This is a genomic window from Blautia pseudococcoides (genome assembly GCF_001689125.2).
Taxonomy (GTDB): Bacteria; Bacillota; Clostridia; order Lachnospirales; family Lachnospiraceae; genus Blautia; species Blautia pseudococcoides.
Genome location: NZ_CP015405.2, coordinates 370,752 through 388,480, shown reverse-complemented (window position 1 = coordinate 388,480; position 17,729 = coordinate 370,752). Strand labels below are relative to the sequence as shown.

The following is a 17,729-nucleotide window of genomic DNA, read 5'->3' as shown; positions in this document are numbered from 1 at the left end:
AAACACTCTTTTTAATTTCAGCTTTGTAAGAGTTTATCCTTTCTATAGGTTGGAACCACCATTTTCACTAACTTATAGATATCCTCTTGATTGTTATAAGAAGCACAAGCCAGTTGTTCCAAATCCTTCATGAATTTCTCCGTATCAAACGGGATCGGACTCCCAATATGTATCAACTTATTCGGCGTAGTCTTCATCCCTTCCTCCGCCATCAGTTTCTCTTCATAAAGCTTCTCCCCGGGCCTCAACCCAGTATATACAACCGAAATATCCACATCCGGTTTATACCCCGACAGCTTTATCAGATTCCTAGCCAACGTGTCAATCTTCACCGGTGCCCCCATATCCAGTACAAATATTTCTCCCCCTTCTGCATACGTCCCCGCCTGCAGCACAAGACTCACTGCCTCCGGTATTGTCATAAAATACCGAATGATATCCGGGTGTGTAACCGTAACCGGCCCGCCCGCTTCTATCTGTTTCTTAAACAACGGAATCACAGACCCATTACTTCCAAGCACATTCCCAAACCGCACCGCCACAAAATCCGTAGGCTTCCTTCTGCTTTCTTCCTTTTCAGCCCCGGGTTCCCTTGTAACTGCAGCCATATCATAATCAACGTTCTCTTCATGGCCATTCAAATCCGGCAGCACAACCGGATTTCCCTGCTTACCCAGCCTGTCCATAGTCTGTATCACCATCTCACACAACCGTTTACTGGCCCCCATAATATTCGTAGGATTGACAGCCTTATCCGTACTGATCAGCACAAACTTTTCACACCCACTCTGCAGCGCCGCACTGGCCGTTTTATACGTCCCCAAAACATTATTCTTTATCGCTTCACAAGGACTTGTCTCCATCAATGGCACATGCTTATGAGCCGCCGCATGATAAACCACATCCGGTCGGTACTCCGCAAACACACTGTTCACTCTTCTGCTGTCCCTCACCGACCCGATCAAAACCACCAAATCCAGCTTCGGATATTTCCTCCTCAGCTCCTGCTCAATGTCATACGCATTATTCTCGTAAATATCAAAGATAACCAGCCGTTTCGGACCATGGGCCGCAATCTGCCTGCACAGTTCGCTTCCAATAGACCCACCCCCGCCGGTAACAAGGATCGCCTTATTTTGCAGTGCATGGAAGATTTCCTCCATATTGACCTTAATCGGATCTCTTCCCAGTAAATCCTCCACAGCCACATTCTTCATTTTACTTATCGCCACTTCCCCATTTACCAGCTGATAAATCCCGGGAAGTATCTTCAGTTCACACCCAGTCTCCTTACAAATATTGAGAATATCTCTCTTCTCCTCAGCCGAAGCACTGGGAATTGCAAGTAAAATCTGATCAATCTTATATTTATCTGCACTCAGCAGAATATCGTCCCTGTTCCCAACAATGGGAATCCCTTCTATGTAACGCCCCGTCTTATTCGGATTATCGTCAATAATGCAGCAAACCTTTGCCTTCACCTCACTGGCCCGGTTTAAATCCCGTATAATGATCTGACCCGCAGCTCCTGCCCCAATCAGCATGACCCGGTGAAGAACCGCATCCTCCTCATTCTGTTTATTTCGATTTCGCTCCAACAAAATAAACCGATAAGAGAACCGAACTGCAACCGTAAACACAAACTGCAGCATTATCCCAAACAGATAATACGAAATAGGCATTCTTTTCAAAAACAAGGTGATCCCAATGATCTGAAACAACCCAGTCAAAATATTCGCCGCCCCAATCCGGAACAACTCACTAAAACTGGCAAACCGCCAAACACTCTTATACAGCCTCAACACCCAATAAACCACAATGCTAAACACCGTATACCATGGCGCAAACTTCAAAAATGCCCTCAGATAAACATCAGGAATCAAAGAATACCTGCAGTCAAATCTTACCCATAAAGCCACAATATAGGCCGCATTCACAGCCACAATATCGTAAAGCATCAGCCAAAGCGCAATTGCCTGCCAGTGTTCCATAACCTTTTTCTTTTTACCGGCTTTCCGCATCAGCTCTTTCTGCATGCTGTCTCTTTCCTCATTCACCAGTGCTGCATTCCATTTCTTTTCCTCATTATGGACTATGCTGGTATCACTGCCCGCATTTTCGGCTTTTTCCACATTATGACTATTACGAATAAACGCCTCCTGCTCATTATCCTCTCTCTTTCTGTCCCCGGAATTGATCTTCGCCAAAGCAAACACCATCACAAACAGGAACAGAACCAGCAGAAGCAGCAGCACAAGGATTATCTGCCACATAATTTCTCCCCTCATATTTCCAAATCTCTTTACAGCTTTTTTCTCAAATGTTCCGTATCTTCACCGTTTCGGGCAAAAATCCATGCAGGATCACCTTCACCATGGGGATTTTGCCTGGCTGCTGTATACTTACTTACCATCAGCCAGTAAAGACTGAACCATTACCTTTTATCTTTTATTACTTTGAATATTGTCTGTCCAACCGCGAACGGACAATTCTCTGCTGACCCCACGTGGAGCCAGCCGGCGATATTCTACCGAAGAACAGATGCCTTTGGAATCTGCTCTTTTCCGGTTTCCCGGTATCTATATAAGAGTGCATAACACACCTATATTCCATTCCATCATCCTGCCATTTGGAAAAATGGCACATGCGCGAATATATATATTATTACTTATCAAATTTATATTTGATTTAAACACCCTCTCTTCTTCCTGAAATCCTCCTGGCATTTCTTTCCAAGATTTCTGGCACTGTTCAGAAAGCGGCTGCCTTGATGACCATTTTCACATATGTATTGACTTCCCTGTTTTTTCACAGTTCCGCCGCATATGGCACATCGGCTGCTTGTATGGTCTGCACTATGTTCCAGTACAATAATCCCTGCCTCCCATGCCTTATATTTCAAATATGCTCTTATCCCGCTGCTCAAATGCAAAGGCGTAAAATTACCAGTGCGATACTGTACCATTCTGCTGAAATCGGCATGATACAACGGAAGGACTATCACTTTCACTTTGTTTTCCACACAGAGATCCACGATTTCGCGGCTCACGTTATGGGCATAATATTCAGACAGATTCTTTAGATGTATGTAATATTTTTTATTTGGCTGCTCCACATTGTCTTTATCCGTATACTGTCTGGAGAATTCTATTTTATCCAGAAGCCTCCGGCATTGATGGCGATATGCATCACCGCCCCGGCAGGTACGGACTGCCAACTGTTTCCCATCCCCATCCATAACGCAGCACATGGCAAAAATATCTGTATTTGTAAATTGAACGCTGCAGATATTATCACCACTTTTCATTCGTTCCTTTGCATTTCTTGCATCTGTTGTTTCCTTTTTTACAGGAACATGAAGCCAGCAGATTTTACTGTCCAGAACAACTGACGGAGATAAAACCACAGCATTTGCCGGGAACGGAATTCCCTTCAGCCGGCATTCCATCCAGTGCCAGCTGCTACCATCCCAAACTTTTAAGGTAATTCCGGTATCTGTAAATTCTCTATACATTCCTTTGAAATAAGTAAGTGAGGCATTAATGGTTTCAGGCAGAGGCGGATTATATTCCTCCGTCTTATCCACAGACCGGCTCAATCCCAGATAACTTTTCAGACATCCAATCGCCTTATTAATAGCTGAGCGCCTGAAATAGAGCGGCACCTTGGAAAAAGGAAGGGGGTATTCTGGTTTTCTTCCATCCCTGCCTTCTATTGTCAGACATTCCAGTTCCCTTTGCATTTGAAAGGAATTCAAATCCCAAAGCTCCTTCTGGTGTAAAAGCAGGTGATAATAAAAATTCAGAACATCCCGATAATATCCTTCCGTACTGACAAACCACTCTGCATGGGAACATCGCAGTTGATATTTTATTGTCTTAATGCAAAATCCTGTTTTCATCCAATAACCTGTTTTTTAAGTGCCGCATTTTTCTAAGAAATGCGGCAAGATGAATTGCAAAAAAAGTATTAAGAAAATACTTATTTTTGTTTTTTGTCGTATCCTAGTTTAACGCTAAAAGCTGATAAAGTCAATATGCAAAAAAAATATAGCGGATTTTCAATTAGCCTGGTGTTGTCTTGGGTAAAAATATATTTACAGGAGCTTTAGTGTGTAGGATTTCTTTTAGTGATTCATGATTCTAAGGTAAAAGGCATTGGAATGTTCCTTTAAAAATCTTAAAAATTATCTATAAGTGGTCAAAATAATGGTACAAATTTATTGATTTCTCAATTTTATTTTATCAGTGTCTTATTTCCAAACGGAACTGGAATTAGATGTCTCTTTATATATCCACTTCTCTTTTGAGATCCCCTTAATCTAAAATAAGTGGTCAGTAAAATGGTCAGATGCTTTGAGAGTGTCATTTTAGCCAGCTTTTTTCTATAGTGCCGCATTTCTTAGAATATTACGTCAAAAATAGTATGTTACCCTCGTATTTTTCGCATAAACCGCATATTTTCTCAAAATTATACCCATACAAAAAAACCGATGCCCATCCCATCACAGAAACACGCACCGGCTTAATAACCTTTTTTCAATTTTTCATATAATCGACAGTGATTCCCTTCTCCCAATAATAAGGTTTTATCTGCACAATTCCTTTTTCATGTCTCCCGTAAACCTTAATCTTCTTTTCACTCCCGGAAGCAGGTCAAAATAATCATCCTCAAAAAGCCAGCCAAACGCTTGGCCTTCTTCTCCTCCGCGCAGTTCCACACATCTTGCAAAGGTATCAGATTCCAGCACAAGTATTCCCGCCTCAACTCTGCAGGATAATTCTCCTCTGTCCGGAAAAGAAATCCTTCTTTCCATTTCCGCATAATCCACTGATTCTGCCAGCACTTTCCCGTGTCCGTCCACTGCACGCGCTGTGAGAACACAATCTTTTTTAAACTGTCCGAAAATATCCAGATCACCCACCAGCACTGACTCATGGGCGTTGCATAAAAATGGCCTTGTCACTTCACGTTCCACCCTGTTTTTTGTCAGGCTGAAAAGCTGTACTAGTATCCAGAACAGCTTCACCCACCTTTTCTGTCACTTGTAAATGGTAAAGATTGGCCTCCCCGTGAGAGCGCGGCCACCATAATTTCGGATGCGGCACAGTGATCTCCAGATATTCCGTATGCGCTTTTTCTGTACCCTCACAGACAACATCTCCCTGCATATCTGTTATCCTATACTCCAGCATCCGATCCGTTTCGGGATGAAAATAAGAAAAGTCGACCTGCACGCATCCTTCCTCCGAATTTTCTCCCATGCTGATATCCATAACCCCTTCCCGGATTCCATCCTGCCCCACCTTTTCCAAATAAATATCTCCATAAACTCCCATTCGGATCAAATCCGGTTTTGGTCCGGAAAATTCATGATAGCCGGAACGAAAAACCCTGGCTTAACAGAATTCCGGTACTCTGTCCTTGTATCTTTCCGGAAGTGAAATCTTCTCAAGCTCACGGCGGGGTGGTTTCACTCTCAATTCCAAGACATTTTTCTTCTTCATAAAGGGGACTTTTTCAATAACCAGGGGCATATACACACTTTTGTTTTCCCCTGCCAGTTCATTGTTCAGATATATATCAACAAATGTATCAAGCCCCTGAAAACGAAGGTTTCATTCTCCCGATCTATCCTCCACCTCAAACTCTGTTCTGTAACACCATTGTGTCTCCCCAATCCATTGATCTTGATTGATCCCTGTAAAATTGGGATTGGAAATCAATTGATGATCCAGCAGAATATCATGAATCTGACTTGGCATTTCTTATATCTCCAGCTCTTTCTCAGCCGGTCCCTTTAGTTTCCATTCTTTCCTTATTAAAATGCGTTCCATCTGCTTCCCCCTCTCCAAAATAAATTTCATCCGTTTACTTATATTCTGTTACCGTGCACAACCGCTGCCCTAAATGTACTTTCCTATAGCTGATTTTTCTACAGCACCCATACCGGGATTGCACGAAAAGCGTCCCGTACTCCTTATTCCCCAGAACTTTCACCTTTTTCCTTTGTCCCGGAAGCATGTCAAAATAGTTATCTGTGAACAGGCAGCCGAACTTGTTTCCATCCTGTTCACCGGCAATCTGTACAGCGCGCAAACCGTTCTGCTGTGATCACCAATTCATCCCCGCTCAGTTCCGATTTTAAATTGGGTTCGGGAAATTCCAGATGTCTTTCAATATCTACATAATCAACACATACCAACGGTTCCTCTTCATCCTCTCTGCAGAGAGCCGCAAACAAAACACAGTCCTTTGAAAAGAAGCGAAAATCCGCCAAATCATCAACCAGCACTGTATCACCCTGAGTCACGGATATTTTTTTCTCTTTTGTCTTTTCTGTCTGCCCGCTTATAATGTTGAGAATTCCATATGTAACAGTTCCTTACCAACCTTTTTCAGACTCCACCCACTTACCAGCTCCACGTTTCTCATAAGACAATGCACCCAATCAGAACACAAACCCTTCTGTCCCTTGAAGAGATCCGTTTGTACGCAAGCAATATCACATTTGACGAGACTGTTCAGAAAGCTTTTGATGAGAAAATACACCGCCGGGAGGCAGTTTTGAATACTACTCCGTTATACTGCAGCCGTTCAGTTCTCGCAGAAGCACTTCCTCATCAATCTCATATTTGAGTACAAACGTTCTGACACCCATCTGAAGTGCTCTTTTGGCAAGTTCAAATTCTTCATAAGCGGTCAGACTTCCGCCTCTATATTTTCTTTTTTCATCTGTTCCACCAGGTCAAGGCCTGTCATGACCGGCATTTTTATATCTGTTATTACAATGTCCGGGCGATACCGTTTGGCGTATTCCAATCCTATTATCCCGTTCCTTGCGTCGGGAAGCAGTTCAAAACCGTATCGCTCCCAGTCAATCAGTCTAATTAAGTCTTCTCTTGTCAGGTCCATGTCCTCGACTATCAATACCTTATACATTTTCTCCCTCCGCCCATAGTAATATTGTATTATAACTCATATCCAGAAAATCCCCCTTATATTTTTCATGTGTTTTTACAGTTATTTAAGAAAATCTATGTATTTTCTGCGCAGCGCATCAAAAAAAGACAGTGCCTGTATCACACTGTCTTTTAAATCCTGATTTTTTTATTTATGCTGCTCGTCTCACAGCCTGCCGAAGCACCGGTCCCACAGCCAATGCTGCCATGATCTTAATGAGATCACCTGGTATATACGGAATCACGCCCGCAGCCAGACCCGCACCAAATGTCAGATTCGACTGCACACACAACCATGCGGTCCCGAATATGTATGCTACCACAGTTCCCAGTATCATTCCCGATGCCTGCAGCACTCTTTTTCCCTGAAATCTGTCCACAAAAAATCCCGCGATCCATGCCATGAAAATAAAACCGACCAGATATCCCCCTGTAGGTCCTGCCATTTTTGCAAAACCTCCGGTGAAACCGGAAAATACCGGAAGTCCCACTATTCCAATGAGCAGATAAACCAGATAACTGACCGTTGCCGAATTGGCTCCAAGCACAAAGATACTGAAATAAACTGCCAGGTTGGTAAAACTGACCGGCACGGGACTAAACGGCAGCGGTATGGCAAGAGGGCCTAAGATGCTGGTCACTGCTGTCATAAGCGCGATCATTGTCATCTGTCTGGTGCTTATTTTTTTGTTTTTATTGGGCATTGCTGTTTCCATATACTATTCCTCCGTTAAGAAATTCTGCTTTCCTTTACATAGCCTGAAGGCATCCTGTAGCTTATGCAGCAGCAAGTGCTGCACTATAATGTATAACCTAAAGGGCATCCCATAACTTATGCAGCAGCAAGTGCTGCACTATAATGTATAACCTAAAGGGCATCCCTTAACTTATGCAGCAGCAAGTGCTGCACTATAATGTATACCCTAAAGGGCATCCCTTAACTTATGCAGCAGCAAGTGCTGCACTATAATGTATACCCTAAAGGGCATCCCATAACTTATGCAGCAGCAAGTGCTGCACTATAATGTATACCCTAAAGGGCATCCCATAACTTATGCAGCAGCAAGTGCTGCACTATAACGTATACCCTAAGGGGCATCCCATAACTTATGCAGCAGCAAGTGCTGCACTATAATGTATACCCTAAGGGGCATCCCATAACTTATGCAGCAGCAAGTGCTGCACTATAATGTATAAGAAAAGTATAATAAATTCGCCATTAAATGTCAACTAATTTTTATAACAAAGTTTACAATCATACACAGCCTTCTGGCAGAAAGCTATATACCTGTCAATAAAATAGCGTTTCAGACGGTATATGGGATTTTTTTATTTTTCTAGGATTTTTAGTGAGATTACCTGTATATCATTTTAAAACTTCACATTTATTTCTTCCAGTATATTACTCGGCTTTTCTTGAGTTTTACTTCTCTTTCCCTGGTCTCTGGATTTTCTATATCACCTATTATCGCAATAAAAATCTTATCATTACGAGTTAAAAACATATTTACGCCTCCTAGTGTAAATAAAATATACCTAAAATAATGAATAATCAGCATTTAATCATATATAAAGAATTTTCTCAGTGATCATTTCATAGAACTTCTTTCTTGCCTCTGCATACTATACAATAGATTCTCCCGTCCGGGATTTCCCGGCCTGAAATGGAGGAAAAAATGTCTCTTACTCCGCTCTTTACCCTGTCTCCCGACGAGTCAGGGATTGTTAAAACAATTCAGACAGACAATGCCAGTCCGGCGCAGCAGCAGACTATCAAACGTCTTATGGATTTGGGGTTGATCGAAAATACCAAAGTTATCTGTGTTGGAGTGAGCGCCTTTGGAAGTCCCAGAGCTTTTCTGATCCGGGGAGCTGTCCTGGCCTTGAGAAAAGAAGAGGCTTCTCTGATTCTTGTTGAAAAGATCAAAAACAAAAGTGTGCTGTAACATGCTTCTGTTGATATGAATTAAGAGGTGAATAGTTCTGAAAAAAGAAATGAAAAAGGAGTTTCCGCTCCGTAATATAGCATTGATCGGCAATCCCAATGTAGGTAAGAGCACGGTGTTCAACGCACTTACAGGCATGCACCAGCATACCGGAAACTGGTGCGGTAAAACAGTGGAATGTGCTGCCGGGAACCGAGTCTTTCACGGAAAAGAATATCGTTTTGTAGACTTGCCCGGGTGTTATTCTCTCTCCTGCCGCTCCAGTGAGGAGGAGATTTCCAGGGATTATATACTGCAGAGTCATCCGGATGTGGTGGTTGCTGTGTGCGACGCTACCTGTCTGGAAAGGAACCTCAATCTCGTTCTCCAGATTTGTGCCGTGACACCACATGTGCTTCTGTGCGTAAATCTCATGGACGAGGCCAGGAAAAAGCACATCCGGATAGATTTTCAGCGTCTTCATAAGGAACTGAAGATTCCTGTGATCGGCATAGCTGCCAGGAGCAGAAAGGGCCTTGAACGCATATTCGTGGGGATTGAAGACGCCCTGTCCAACAAAAAAGCCGTCACCCCAATTCCTGATATTTATTGTCAGAATGCGGAAATGTGCTGTGCATCCGCGGAATACTGCGGCACCTATGTCCAGCAGGCAGCAGGTATCTGCAAAGCCTGCGTCACTTTGGAAAATCCCGATTATGCCAAAAAAGACAGGAAACTGGACAGGGTTTTTACCAGTAAATGTACTGGTTTTCCCATTATGCTGCTTTTCCTTCTCTGCATTTTCTGGATCACCATTGTGGGGGCCAATGTCCCGTCTGATCTGCTGAACAAAGGGCTGTTCTGGCTGGAACCCCATTTTTACCGTGGGCTTCTTACGCTTGGCCTTCCCGAAATTTTCTGCCAGGTTCTGATTTACGGAGTATACCGGGTTGCTGCCTGGGTTGTAAGTGTCATGCTTCCCCCCATGGCCATTTTCTTTCCGCTTTTTACTCTGCTGGAGGATTATGGTTACCTTCCCCGTGTAGCCTTTAACCTGGACCATTGTTTCCAGAAATGCTGTGCCTGTGGGAAACAGGCGCTTACCATGTGGGTGGTTGGTATCTGTATGCAGTATCACAAGGTATATGTCCTGCTCAACGGTGCATGATTGAAGCGAAAATAGATTTTCACTTCCTGTTTCTTTATCTTTGTGTTATCTTTTTTTTCATATTTTCCCTGGGTAATTTCAATATGATCAACCAACCGGTACAACAGATCTTCGGTAAGTTCGGTGGGCTCTACAATATCATTCAGCATTTTCTTTAATTTATTAGTTGGATTTTCCTGTTCCTTGCTTTTATCCTGATTGTTTAGAGCCTCCAGTCTTTCCGAGATTTCTTCACTATCAGACTCATATTTCCGAAGCATCTTTTTCAGCCTGTCTGCATTAATAATTTCTGCAACATAATCCTCATATAATCTCTCGATCAATATATCCAGTTCACGGCTGCGTTTCTTCAAAGAGGCAGTTTCTTTTTCTTTATCTGTGAAGGAAACTTGCTTTTTTATACGGTTCTGTACCTTTTCCAGTATCTCTTTTTCGTCCTGCTGTGACACCCGAACAAGCTCCCGAATACTGGTTAGGACAATACTGCACAAGGTATCATAATCAATAAAATGATTGCTGCACTCTTTACTCCCATATAGCTTATATCCCCCACAGGCAAGATTAGCCGTTGCACCTTTTTTACGTGTGCCGACTGCAGACATATTTCTTCCACAGTCCGCGCATTTTGCCATACCGGTAAAGATATTGTGAAATTTTCCCTTTTGGCAGCAGGTCCGCAGTTTACTCCTCCGTGCAGCCAATTCAAATAAGTCACGGCTGACTAATGGCTCATGGGTATTTCTCACTATATACCAGTCTTCTTTAGGGTTAGCTATCGTCATATCACTTTTGAATGAAACTTTTGTGGTTTTCCCCTGAGCCATATCCCCTACATAGACGACGTTTCTCAGCATTTTTATTATGGTAGAAGAGGTCCATTCCTGCCGTTTTGAGAAATTTTCTATGTTCAAATCAGGATTCTGGAGACAACGATATTGTGACGGTGTTAATACCTTTCGGCTGTTTAAATCCCTTGCTATCTGTACCGGCAGTTCCCCGTTTCCCGCTTTTTGAAAGATTTCTCTCACAATCTCACCGGACACGTCATCTATGATCAAATGGTGCTTATCCTCCGGGTCTCTCTGATATCCATAAGGGGCATATGCCCCTATATAGGCCCCCTCTTTCATGTGGGTCAAGAATGATGAACGTATTTTTTTGCTGATGTCTCTGGCATACATCTCATTGATAATATTCTTAAAAGGAGCAATATCCGTATAGGGACTCTCAGAGTCATACCCGTCATTAATTGCTATATATCTCACCTTTTTTGCCGGAAAATATATCTCCGTATACTGACCGGCAAGGATATAATCACGGCCAAGTCTGGATAGATCTTTCGTAATGACCATATTGACCTTTTTATTCTCAATATCCCGAATCATCCTTTTGAATCCCGGTCTCTCAAAAGTCGTACCGGAAACACCGTCATCTATATATTCATCATAGACTAAATACCGGTTTTCCTGTGCATAAGCCCTGAGCATCTTTCTCTGGTTTGTAATGCTTGAACTTTCGCTGTCTCCATCATCATCCCTGGAAAGACGCATATAAAGTGCTGCTGAATAATATTTGGAATCAGGCAGCCTTTTGCCTTCCATATATTCTCCTTTCAAAATCAGACTACCTGCAGTGGCTATATTTTATTATAATCTGTTCTAACATAGCCATCGAATGTACAAATTTTTTCCAGCAGTATTTCTATCAGCAGTTCTTTCAAAGCCTGCTTTCCTGAAAACCTCAATTCAACCTGATAAACTTCTTTTTTCTCCGCCACAAAATTCACCCTCTTACCTATCAGCCAAAAACAAATACAGCTCACTTGATAAAATTTATGATGTTCTGCTTGTACAGTATGATAGCTTCCCTCGCTCATGAAACCCGTATTCCAATACTGACAGCCAATGCCTTGTCTGCTTTTTTCTGAATCGCAGGCGTGATCTTTCTAAAATATTTCTGGGGTCTTTGCTTGTCAATTGTACGGATTTGTTCCAGCAATATTGAGGAATTATGTTTCTGGGATGCATGAATATTTGATTTTCAAGGTTCAAACCTATTTTCTTTTGTGCAATCGTTTTATGTTTTAGAATGCTCTGTAGTTGTGCATTTTAAAAATAGGTAAGAGATTTTTCCACTCTTACCTATTCCGCACTTCTAAGTCAAAAACGAAGCCTTTTTTTTATTTTTAACATTTTTTCTAGTTTCTTATTTTCGCATAAACTCAGTTTATCCTCTGATGCCCCTTCGCTGCGATCAATACTCCACGATAAATACTGTTTTCGATTTCATCTATATGGGATTCGTCGGAAGGCCCTGGTCCAGATAATTTAATTTTTCATTTCCATGCAGTTCCTCCATGTCAAGTGTCATAGGAAGCCTGTCCATAAATGCCTGCGTTGTTTCATTGTCATATAGTATCACCGGGAACCGCGTCCCGTCTATCTCCATCACCAATTCCTGCATTTGTATACCTCCTGTTTCTTCCTTGCTGCCTTCGTTTTCTTTTGCGGAAGGCTCTTCCCCTTCCTCAGGGCTGCCCTCAGGTGTTTCCTGTCTATTCACCCAATAAACTCCAAACGAATTAAGTCTGCTCAATGCTGCCAACTGCGCGTAGTTTTTGGTAAACTCCATGGGACATATCTCTAGTCTATAAAATTTCCTACCAGCACCACCGCCCCGAAAATGCTAAGGAATGTCCCAAATATCCGGTTCATGATTTGAGAACGATCATTTTTCGCTATTTTCTTCAGCACTGTGACTATGCCAGATAGCGTTCCCCACCAAAAATATGTTCCGATAAATACGCCGCAGACCAGACATATCCCGTGTTTAAGGCCAGTCTGCCCCTGTATGCAAAACCAGGAAAAGGCAAACAGAAAGGTAAGAATAGCCGCCGGATTCGTGATTCCCACTGCAAAGGAGGAAGCAAACATACGGACGCCCCTGGCAGTGTCTAATGTGTTTTTCTGTCCGCCTTTTTTTGCCAGAAGCATACGGATACCCATTCCCAGTATCAGGCAGCCTCCGGCAAGATTGATGATGCTCTGATACCGGATCAGAAAGCTGGATATCAAGGTCAGTCCAAAAGCGCCGATACAGGCGTAAAGACAATCTGCCACAGATGAGCCAAGGCCCGTTAACAATCCTGCTTTCATGCCGTAATTCAGGGTTCTTTGTGCGGTCATGGCCCCGACCGCTCCGGCTGGCATGCCAAAGAGAAGACCAATAAAAATCCCCTTTTAAATAAAACTGCCCATTTGCCGTTCTCCTTCCTTGTCCTGTTGTATATTCATCGGACAAACAATTATCTTAGTTATCTTCCACAATATCTATCTGAATCTCTCCGGACAGGGTTTCAATCTGGTCTGCACCTGACACTGCTTCTCCAAGTTCATACAGACCGCTGGCACCCCCACACTCACCGTAGTAAAGAACGACATTGCCCCAGGGTGCATAGTATGCAAGCGTTCCGGCCGGACCTTCGGCCAGCGGAGTACCGCTGGTATCCAGTTCATCCGGAGGATAAAATATTTTTTCATTATGGCTGTATTCCTCTATCTGAATAGAAAGAGGCAGTTGTTTATACAGTGTGTTTGCGGCTGTGCTGTCATTTAACTGGAAGATGATATTCTGTCCGTCTTTTCCATCCACCCGGATCTGTGGTTCGTCGGCACGGTTTTCCCCCGGTTCAGAATTTGTTTCCTCTGATTCCGGCGTCTGGGTTTCAGCAATAGATTCTGTAATCGTTGGCTCTGTCTGAGCGGAATCTGTGTTATCAGGTTCAAACTTGGAATTGCTGCCGCAGGCGGAAAGCGAAAGCAGCAGAATTCCGCCAAAAAGAAAGGACACTATTTTTTTCATAGCAAAACACCTCCTGTAAAGTCTGTAATTCCCATATGTATTCTTCCTGTGTTTATCCTGTTGTTACTGTAATTATGTAATTATCCCGCCATTTGTTCTGTAGTATTACTCATGCGGCAGGTAATGACTGTCTGATCAGGGTCCACTTTATCTTTGTCTACGATGAATTCTTCTATATAATCTGCCTTTATAATCCCGCCTGACGGATTCATCACACTATCAATCTTTCCGTTGATTTCCACATCCACAGTGGAATACTCGAAAGCTAACGTGGTATTCAGTCCCTATGCAAATACTTTGCTCAGCCGCCTACCCTGCAATAACGCTTTTTTCATCCTGCCAAGTCTCTCCTTTCTGAAGAATCAGGGACTTTTTTCCTGTCCTTGGGTCCGGAAGGATTTCATCCACAAAAACCACATAGAACTGTACATAGTCTAAATTCTTTTCTAAAAGTCCAAACCCGTATTTCTCACCCTCTGCCAGAAAAAAGTTTGTAACAACCGGAGTTTCCATCACCACCATCTCATTGTCTACATATTCCACAGCAGCGCTGTTGCTTTCCGCAGATGTATCATCATCCCCATGGAGGCATGGAGGTCATACTGCGAAAGGATATCTAAGGTTTCTTCCACATTTGCTGCCCAATCAAGAAGCAGGCGAATGGCTGTTGTAGTTGTAATATCCGGTTTATCCGTATCCTGCTCTATGGTCTGGTCATCCTCGATCATGTTGACGGACACTGCAAAACCCTCTTCATTCATGCCGTCTAAAGGTGCATATAGTCCAATGACGGCCTGCGCAGTATCCGGCAGACTTGAAATGTCCAATCCACCGGCCTGTATGAAGACCATGTTGACTGTGGAAAACCGGTTTCATCATAAAATCAATGCCCTGCACCTCGTATCCGTCTATGGCGTACTGTGCCAGGCTGGTGATAAAAATAATACCAACTGCCGGATCCCTGCTGCGTATTTCATGCGCCACCTCAAGCCCGTTGCTGCCCGGCATCTCGATATCCAGAAAAAAACATCGTAATCTCCCTGATATTCTTCCGGAAAATCAAAACTTGCGTAGAATATTTTTATATTAAGAGTTATATCTTGCTCCTGCTGAGACTGCTCCAGATAGGTAACAATACGCTGTGCATCCTCTTTTGAATCATCTACAACCGCATTTTCATTTGTATTTTCCCCCTTTATTTAACTTGTGCCAGAATGATTTTTATCTGTTTTTATCATAACAGTCCCGGATTTTGATAGCAAATACTTATATGTAATACAATTCCATAGTTTTTTATAATGGTTATGATGTTGTTTTTCCTAAAACGTAAAACCAATTGAAAGCATTAAAAAAGGATATTCCGGAGTTTATACTGCCTTTGGAATATCCTTCTTTAATGGTCTTTGAATGTATGATCAGAAAGCACTTCATTTTACAGCTTTATTGCCATTCCTTTTTTGCCTTCCTCTTTTCAAAACTGAGATCAAATCGTTTTCATTACTTTAGCCGGCACGCCGCCCACAATGGTATTGTCCGGGACATCTTTCGTTACCACCGCCCCAGCCGCAACCACTGCCCCGTCACCAATCGTAATACCCGGAAGAACGGTGGCTCCTGCGCCGATCCAGACATTCCTGCCAATATGGATCGGCGCAGGGATAATATCTCCCCGGTGTCCGGGGTCCAGATTGTGGTTCAGGGTTGCCAGGACAACATTGTGACCGATCAGGGAACCGTCACCGATGGTAATCCCTCCCTGATCCTGAAACTTACATCCGGTATTAAAAAATACATGTTTCCCAATGGTAAGGTTTTTTCCGCAGTCTGTATAAAAGGGCGGGAAGAGGTTGAAGCTTTCATCCACCGGCTTTCCTGTCAGCTGTTCCATCAGATTCCTGATTTCTTCCGGGGTATGATAGCATCCGTTTAATTCTGCCGTCAGCTGCAAAGCCTCCTGTGACAGTCTGTGCATACACTCATGTATCTCGGTGCCCCTGATTACTTTTTTCCCACTGTCCATATATTCTATAAACTCTCTTACTCCTATCATTTCTACTCTCCAATATCTCTGAAATTCTGTTTATCCGTTAATCCTGAAGCGATATCCAGCTCCCCATACGGTCTCTATAAACTGGGTTTTTGAAACATTTTTACCCAGCTTTTCCCGCAGACGGTTAATGTGCACGGTCACAGTTGCGGCATCCCCCATATCCGGTCAAAAAGCATGTCTTTGGAAAAGACCATATTGGGATTTTCCGCCATAAAGAGCAGAAAAGCAAATTATGGATATGAGACTTCACCCTGGCCACCAATTCCGCAGGGCTGAATGGTTATTTGCCTCCATGATAAATAAAGGCAGTATCATAATAGTTATGCCGCTCTCCATGCACTGGTCGATCTGCTTCTTTCTGTTTTGCTTTTATGCACATGCTGTTATTTGATGTTCCTTCTTAATGGTTTCATCAATCTTAATTTCACCTTTTGCATCCTTGTCATCCAAAATGATGTTCCCCACATCCGGAACATGGATCGTGCCGGACAACGGATTTTTAATGCTTATCACCGGTGTCAGGATAACTGCCTCTACTTCAGATTTCTCAAAAGCAAGGTCTGTGTCTGTCATTTCACAGTCAACCAGCTTCAGATTCCTGCAGTAACAGAAAGGCTGTGTACCTGTAATCTTACAGTTAATCAGTGTCAGACCGTCTGAGTACCATGCAAGGTATTCGCCTTTTATAACACTGTCCTTCACGGTTACATTTTTTGCATGCCAGAATGCGTCTTTTGTATCGAACCGGCACTTTTCAAACACTGCATCCTCAATGTACTGGAAGGAGTATTTGCCTTTTAATGTTACCCCTGAAAAGTCCAGATTTTGGGCATGCATAAAAAAATACTCACTTTCTGCATGACTGGTCTGCACTGCAACATTTTTTACAGACCAGCCAAATTCCGGAGAAATAATATCGCAGTCTCTCATTACAACATCTCTGCATTCCCGGAGGGCTTTAATGCCATGCAGTTTCGTTTCTGTAATTTCTATATGGTCGGAATACCATAAAGCCGCTCTGGAAAACTGGGTAAGTTCTGTTTTGCTGATTTTTAATCCATGGTCATGCCAGAAAGGATACCGCAGATTCCAGAAACAATCTTCTACTTTTATGTTACGGCATTCTTTTAAAGCACTTTCGCCGTCTTCCGGTCCGTCGAAGTTACAATTTTTAACATAGATATTCTCACTTCCATAAAGAGCCCGCTCCATATCAAATGTCTGATTCTCAATTTTTTTCATCTTCATTTCCTCCTGTTCTTATCTGCCTATTTTTATTCCTGCGAAAAACAAAACGCAATCTAACAGAGTCCCGACACAAAGGCTAACCCCTGATAACTGCTGGACTTTGACTTGCTTCCGGATTTGAGAATATAACTTCTTCTCTTTAATATCAGTATAATATTGCAGCCAAAAAATAACAAATACTTATAATTAATGATTCTGTATAGTTGAAACCTATTCTATTACATGCAAACCTATATTCATAACCCATGCGGGTATCTCGTGACGCATGCTCCTTAGGAGAGGAATAGCACCGTCCCGATCTCCATGGTATCCACTGCTGGCTTCAATCCCTTAAGTAGGCAATACACCATAACAAAATGAAACTCTCCTTTGCCGGGAATAAATTCTATTTTCTTCCGGAATACTACAACACTAATTTTTTACTGAACAACTGATCTCAACCCGTTTGATCTGACAGCAAAAAATGCAGGCCCCTTTTCCGGTAACCTGCATTTTTTTAATCTCCCTTTCCCTTG

21 protein-coding genes and 4 pseudogenes are annotated in these 17,729 nt (G+C 42.7%); 3 read left to right on the top strand and 22 right to left on the bottom strand.

Annotation, left to right across the window (positions count from 1 at the left end; all coding sequences use genetic code 11):
• Positions 1 to 17: 17 nt before the first annotated feature.
• The 9 genes and pseudogenes from A4V09_RS01905 to A4V09_RS01870 all read right to left on the bottom strand — a co-directional run bounded on the left by A4V09_RS01905 (position 18) and on the right by A4V09_RS01870 (position 7,678).
• Entirely contained in the window at positions 18 to 2,036 is a 2,019-nt protein-coding gene (locus A4V09_RS01905) for a polysaccharide biosynthesis protein (protein WP_369858176.1), read from the bottom strand.
• Between the two features lie 641 nt (positions 2,037 to 2,677).
• On the bottom strand, positions 2,678 to 3,901 hold the full coding sequence (locus A4V09_RS01900; protein WP_065540844.1) for a zinc ribbon domain-containing protein: 1,224 nt from the start codon (positions 3,899 to 3,901) through the stop codon (positions 2,678 to 2,680).
• Between the two features lie 687 nt (positions 3,902 to 4,588).
• Positions 4,589 to 4,966, bottom strand: coding sequence for a glycoside hydrolase family 2 protein (locus tag A4V09_RS01895; RefSeq protein WP_065540843.1), 378 nt, complete (start codon positions 4,964 to 4,966; stop codon positions 4,589 to 4,591).
• A 1-nt stretch (position 4,967) separates the two neighbouring features.
• Positions 4,968 to 5,339, bottom strand: coding sequence for a hypothetical protein (locus tag A4V09_RS01890; RefSeq protein ID WP_065540842.1), 372 nt, complete (start codon positions 5,337 to 5,339; stop codon positions 4,968 to 4,970).
• A gap of 60 nt (positions 5,340 to 5,399) precedes the next feature.
• Positions 5,400 to 5,765 (bottom strand): annotated as a pseudogene (locus A4V09_RS26650) (glycosyl hydrolase 2 galactose-binding domain-containing protein).
• Positions 5,766 to 5,871: 106 nt separating this feature from the next.
• Positions 5,872 to 6,024: a hypothetical protein gene (locus tag A4V09_RS26290; RefSeq protein WP_334293534.1), complete on the bottom strand. Its 153-nt coding sequence runs from the start codon at positions 6,022 to 6,024 to the stop codon at positions 5,872 to 5,874.
• 49 nt (positions 6,025 to 6,073) lie between these two features.
• The gene (locus A4V09_RS01880; RefSeq protein WP_065540840.1) at positions 6,074 to 6,313 is read right to left on the bottom strand and encodes a hypothetical protein; all 240 of its coding nucleotides are present in this window, start codon (positions 6,311 to 6,313) and stop codon (positions 6,074 to 6,076) included.
• 389 nt (positions 6,314 to 6,702) lie between these two features.
• On the bottom strand, positions 6,703 to 6,942 hold the full coding sequence (locus A4V09_RS01875; protein ID WP_065540839.1) for a response regulator: 240 nt from the start codon (positions 6,940 to 6,942) through the stop codon (positions 6,703 to 6,705).
• Between the two features lie 172 nt (positions 6,943 to 7,114).
• Positions 7,115 to 7,678: a biotin transporter BioY gene (locus A4V09_RS01870; protein WP_089280592.1), complete on the bottom strand. Its 564-nt coding sequence runs from the start codon at positions 7,676 to 7,678 to the stop codon at positions 7,115 to 7,117.
• 960 nt (positions 7,679 to 8,638) lie between these two features.
• Between A4V09_RS01870 and A4V09_RS01865 the strand changes: the two genes are divergently transcribed.
• The 3 genes and pseudogenes from A4V09_RS01865 to A4V09_RS27035 all read left to right on the top strand — a co-directional run.
• A complete protein-coding gene (locus tag A4V09_RS01865) occupies positions 8,639 to 8,908 on the top strand; it encodes a FeoA family protein (RefSeq protein WP_157766888.1) in 270 nt (89 codons plus the stop codon).
• Positions 8,909 to 8,957: 49 nt separating this feature from the next.
• A pseudogene (locus tag A4V09_RS27040) lies at positions 8,958 to 9,422 on the top strand (FeoB small GTPase domain-containing protein); the annotation flags it as partial.
• 210 nt (positions 9,423 to 9,632) lie between these two features.
• Positions 9,633 to 9,995: pseudogene (locus A4V09_RS27035) on the top strand (ferrous iron transporter B); the annotation flags it as partial.
• Between the two features lie 26 nt (positions 9,996 to 10,021).
• Here the strand turns inward: A4V09_RS27035 and A4V09_RS01855 are convergent.
• The 13 genes and pseudogenes from A4V09_RS01855 to A4V09_RS01800 form a co-directional block, all read right to left on the bottom strand.
• On the bottom strand, positions 10,022 to 11,656 hold the full coding sequence (locus tag A4V09_RS01855; protein WP_065540836.1) for a recombinase family protein: 1,635 nt from the start codon (positions 11,654 to 11,656) through the stop codon (positions 10,022 to 10,024).
• A 35-nt stretch (positions 11,657 to 11,691) separates the two neighbouring features.
• Entirely contained in the window at positions 11,692 to 11,931 is a 240-nt protein-coding gene (locus tag A4V09_RS01850; RefSeq protein WP_065540835.1) for a hypothetical protein, read from the bottom strand.
• Complete coding sequence (locus tag A4V09_RS26645) at positions 11,928 to 12,086, bottom strand: type II toxin-antitoxin system PemK/MazF family toxin (RefSeq protein ID WP_157123558.1); 159 nt, start codon at positions 12,084 to 12,086, stop codon at positions 11,928 to 11,930. Before A4V09_RS26645 ends, A4V09_RS01850 begins: the two co-directional genes overlap by 4 nt.
• A gap of 258 nt (positions 12,087 to 12,344) precedes the next feature.
• Positions 12,345 to 12,617, bottom strand: a complete 273-nt coding sequence (locus A4V09_RS01845; protein WP_157123433.1) for a cyclophilin-like fold protein — start codon at positions 12,615 to 12,617, stop codon at positions 12,345 to 12,347.
• 80 nt (positions 12,618 to 12,697) lie between these two features.
• Positions 12,698 to 13,264, bottom strand: coding sequence for a LysE family translocator (locus tag A4V09_RS01840; RefSeq protein WP_084043399.1), 567 nt, complete (start codon positions 13,262 to 13,264; stop codon positions 12,698 to 12,700).
• A gap of 100 nt (positions 13,265 to 13,364) precedes the next feature.
• On the bottom strand, positions 13,365 to 13,916 hold the full coding sequence (locus A4V09_RS24810) for a cyclophilin-like fold protein (protein WP_065540833.1): 552 nt from the start codon (positions 13,914 to 13,916) through the stop codon (positions 13,365 to 13,367).
• A gap of 80 nt (positions 13,917 to 13,996) precedes the next feature.
• Positions 13,997 to 14,197 carry a DUF3737 family protein gene (locus A4V09_RS01830; RefSeq protein WP_084043398.1) on the bottom strand — a complete coding sequence of 67 codons (201 nt, stop codon included), beginning with the start codon at positions 14,195 to 14,197 and terminating at the stop codon, positions 13,997 to 13,999.
• A 28-nt stretch (positions 14,198 to 14,225) separates the two neighbouring features.
• Positions 14,226 to 14,459, bottom strand: coding sequence for a hypothetical protein (locus A4V09_RS25100; protein ID WP_065540832.1), 234 nt, complete (start codon positions 14,457 to 14,459; stop codon positions 14,226 to 14,228).
• Positions 14,447 to 14,743 carry a carcinine hydrolase/isopenicillin-N N-acyltransferase family protein gene (locus tag A4V09_RS24110; RefSeq protein WP_242963918.1) on the bottom strand — a complete coding sequence of 99 codons (297 nt, stop codon included), beginning with the start codon at positions 14,741 to 14,743 and terminating at the stop codon, positions 14,447 to 14,449. The genes A4V09_RS25100 and A4V09_RS24110 overlap by 13 nt, the downstream gene beginning before the upstream one ends.
• Entirely contained in the window at positions 14,670 to 14,924 is a 255-nt protein-coding gene (locus A4V09_RS26640; protein WP_065540830.1) for a LytR/AlgR family response regulator transcription factor, read from the bottom strand. Before A4V09_RS26640 ends, A4V09_RS24110 begins: the two co-directional genes overlap by 74 nt.
• Positions 14,925 to 15,399: 475 nt before the next feature.
• Complete coding sequence (locus A4V09_RS01810; RefSeq protein ID WP_065540829.1) at positions 15,400 to 15,966, bottom strand: DapH/DapD/GlmU-related protein; 567 nt, start codon at positions 15,964 to 15,966, stop codon at positions 15,400 to 15,402.
• Between the two features lie 30 nt (positions 15,967 to 15,996).
• Positions 15,997 to 16,196, bottom strand: a pseudogene (locus A4V09_RS26285) (winged helix-turn-helix domain-containing protein); the annotation flags it as partial.
• A gap of 139 nt (positions 16,197 to 16,335) precedes the next feature.
• Positions 16,336 to 17,208 carry a DUF3737 family protein gene (locus A4V09_RS01800; protein ID WP_065540828.1) on the bottom strand — a complete coding sequence of 291 codons (873 nt, stop codon included), beginning with the start codon at positions 17,206 to 17,208 and terminating at the stop codon, positions 16,336 to 16,338.
• Between the last annotated feature and the right edge of the window lie 521 nt (positions 17,209 to 17,729).

Coding starts and splice junctions, on each gene's coding strand:
- A4V09_RS01905 (WP_369858176.1), bottom strand. CDS start 2,036: ATGCAGAAAGAGCTGATGCGGAAAGCCGGTAAAAAGAAAAAGGTTATG.
- A4V09_RS01900 (WP_065540844.1), bottom strand. CDS start 3,901: ATGAAAACAGGATTTTGCATTAAGACAATAAAATATCAACTGCGATGT.
- A4V09_RS01890 (WP_065540842.1), bottom strand. CDS start 5,339: ATGGGAGTTTATGGAGATATTTATTTGGAAAAGGTGGGGCAGGATGGA.
- A4V09_RS26290 (WP_334293534.1), bottom strand. CDS start 6,024: ATGCTTCCGGGACAAAGGAAAAAGGTGAAAGTTCTGGGGAATAAGGAG.
- A4V09_RS01875 (WP_065540839.1), bottom strand. CDS start 6,942: ATGTATAAGGTATTGATAGTCGAGGACATGGACCTGACAAGAGAAGAC.
- A4V09_RS01870 (WP_089280592.1), bottom strand. CDS start 7,678: ATGGAAACAGCAATGCCCAATAAAAACAAAAAAATAAGCACCAGACAG.
- A4V09_RS01865 (WP_157766888.1), top strand. CDS start 8,639: ATGTCTCTTACTCCGCTCTTTACCCTGTCTCCCGACGAGTCAGGGATT.
- A4V09_RS01855 (WP_065540836.1), bottom strand. CDS start 11,656: ATGGAAGGCAAAAGGCTGCCTGATTCCAAATATTATTCAGCAGCACTT.
- A4V09_RS01850 (WP_065540835.1), bottom strand. CDS start 11,931: ATGAGCGAGGGAAGCTATCATACTGTACAAGCAGAACATCATAAATTT.
- A4V09_RS01840 (WP_084043399.1), bottom strand. CDS start 13,264: ATGCCAGCCGGAGCGGTCGGGGCCATGACCGCACAAAGAACCCTGAAT.
- A4V09_RS24810 (WP_065540833.1), bottom strand. CDS start 13,916: ATGAAAAAAATAGTGTCCTTTCTTTTTGGCGGAATTCTGCTGCTTTCG.
- A4V09_RS26640 (WP_065540830.1), bottom strand. CDS start 14,924: ATGCCGGGCAGCAACGGGCTTGAGGTGGCGCATGAAATACGCAGCAGG.
- A4V09_RS01810 (WP_065540829.1), bottom strand. CDS start 15,966: ATGATAGGAGTAAGAGAGTTTATAGAATATATGGACAGTGGGAAAAAA.
- A4V09_RS01800 (WP_065540828.1), bottom strand. CDS start 17,208: ATGAAAAAAATTGAGAATCAGACATTTGATATGGAGCGGGCTCTTTAT.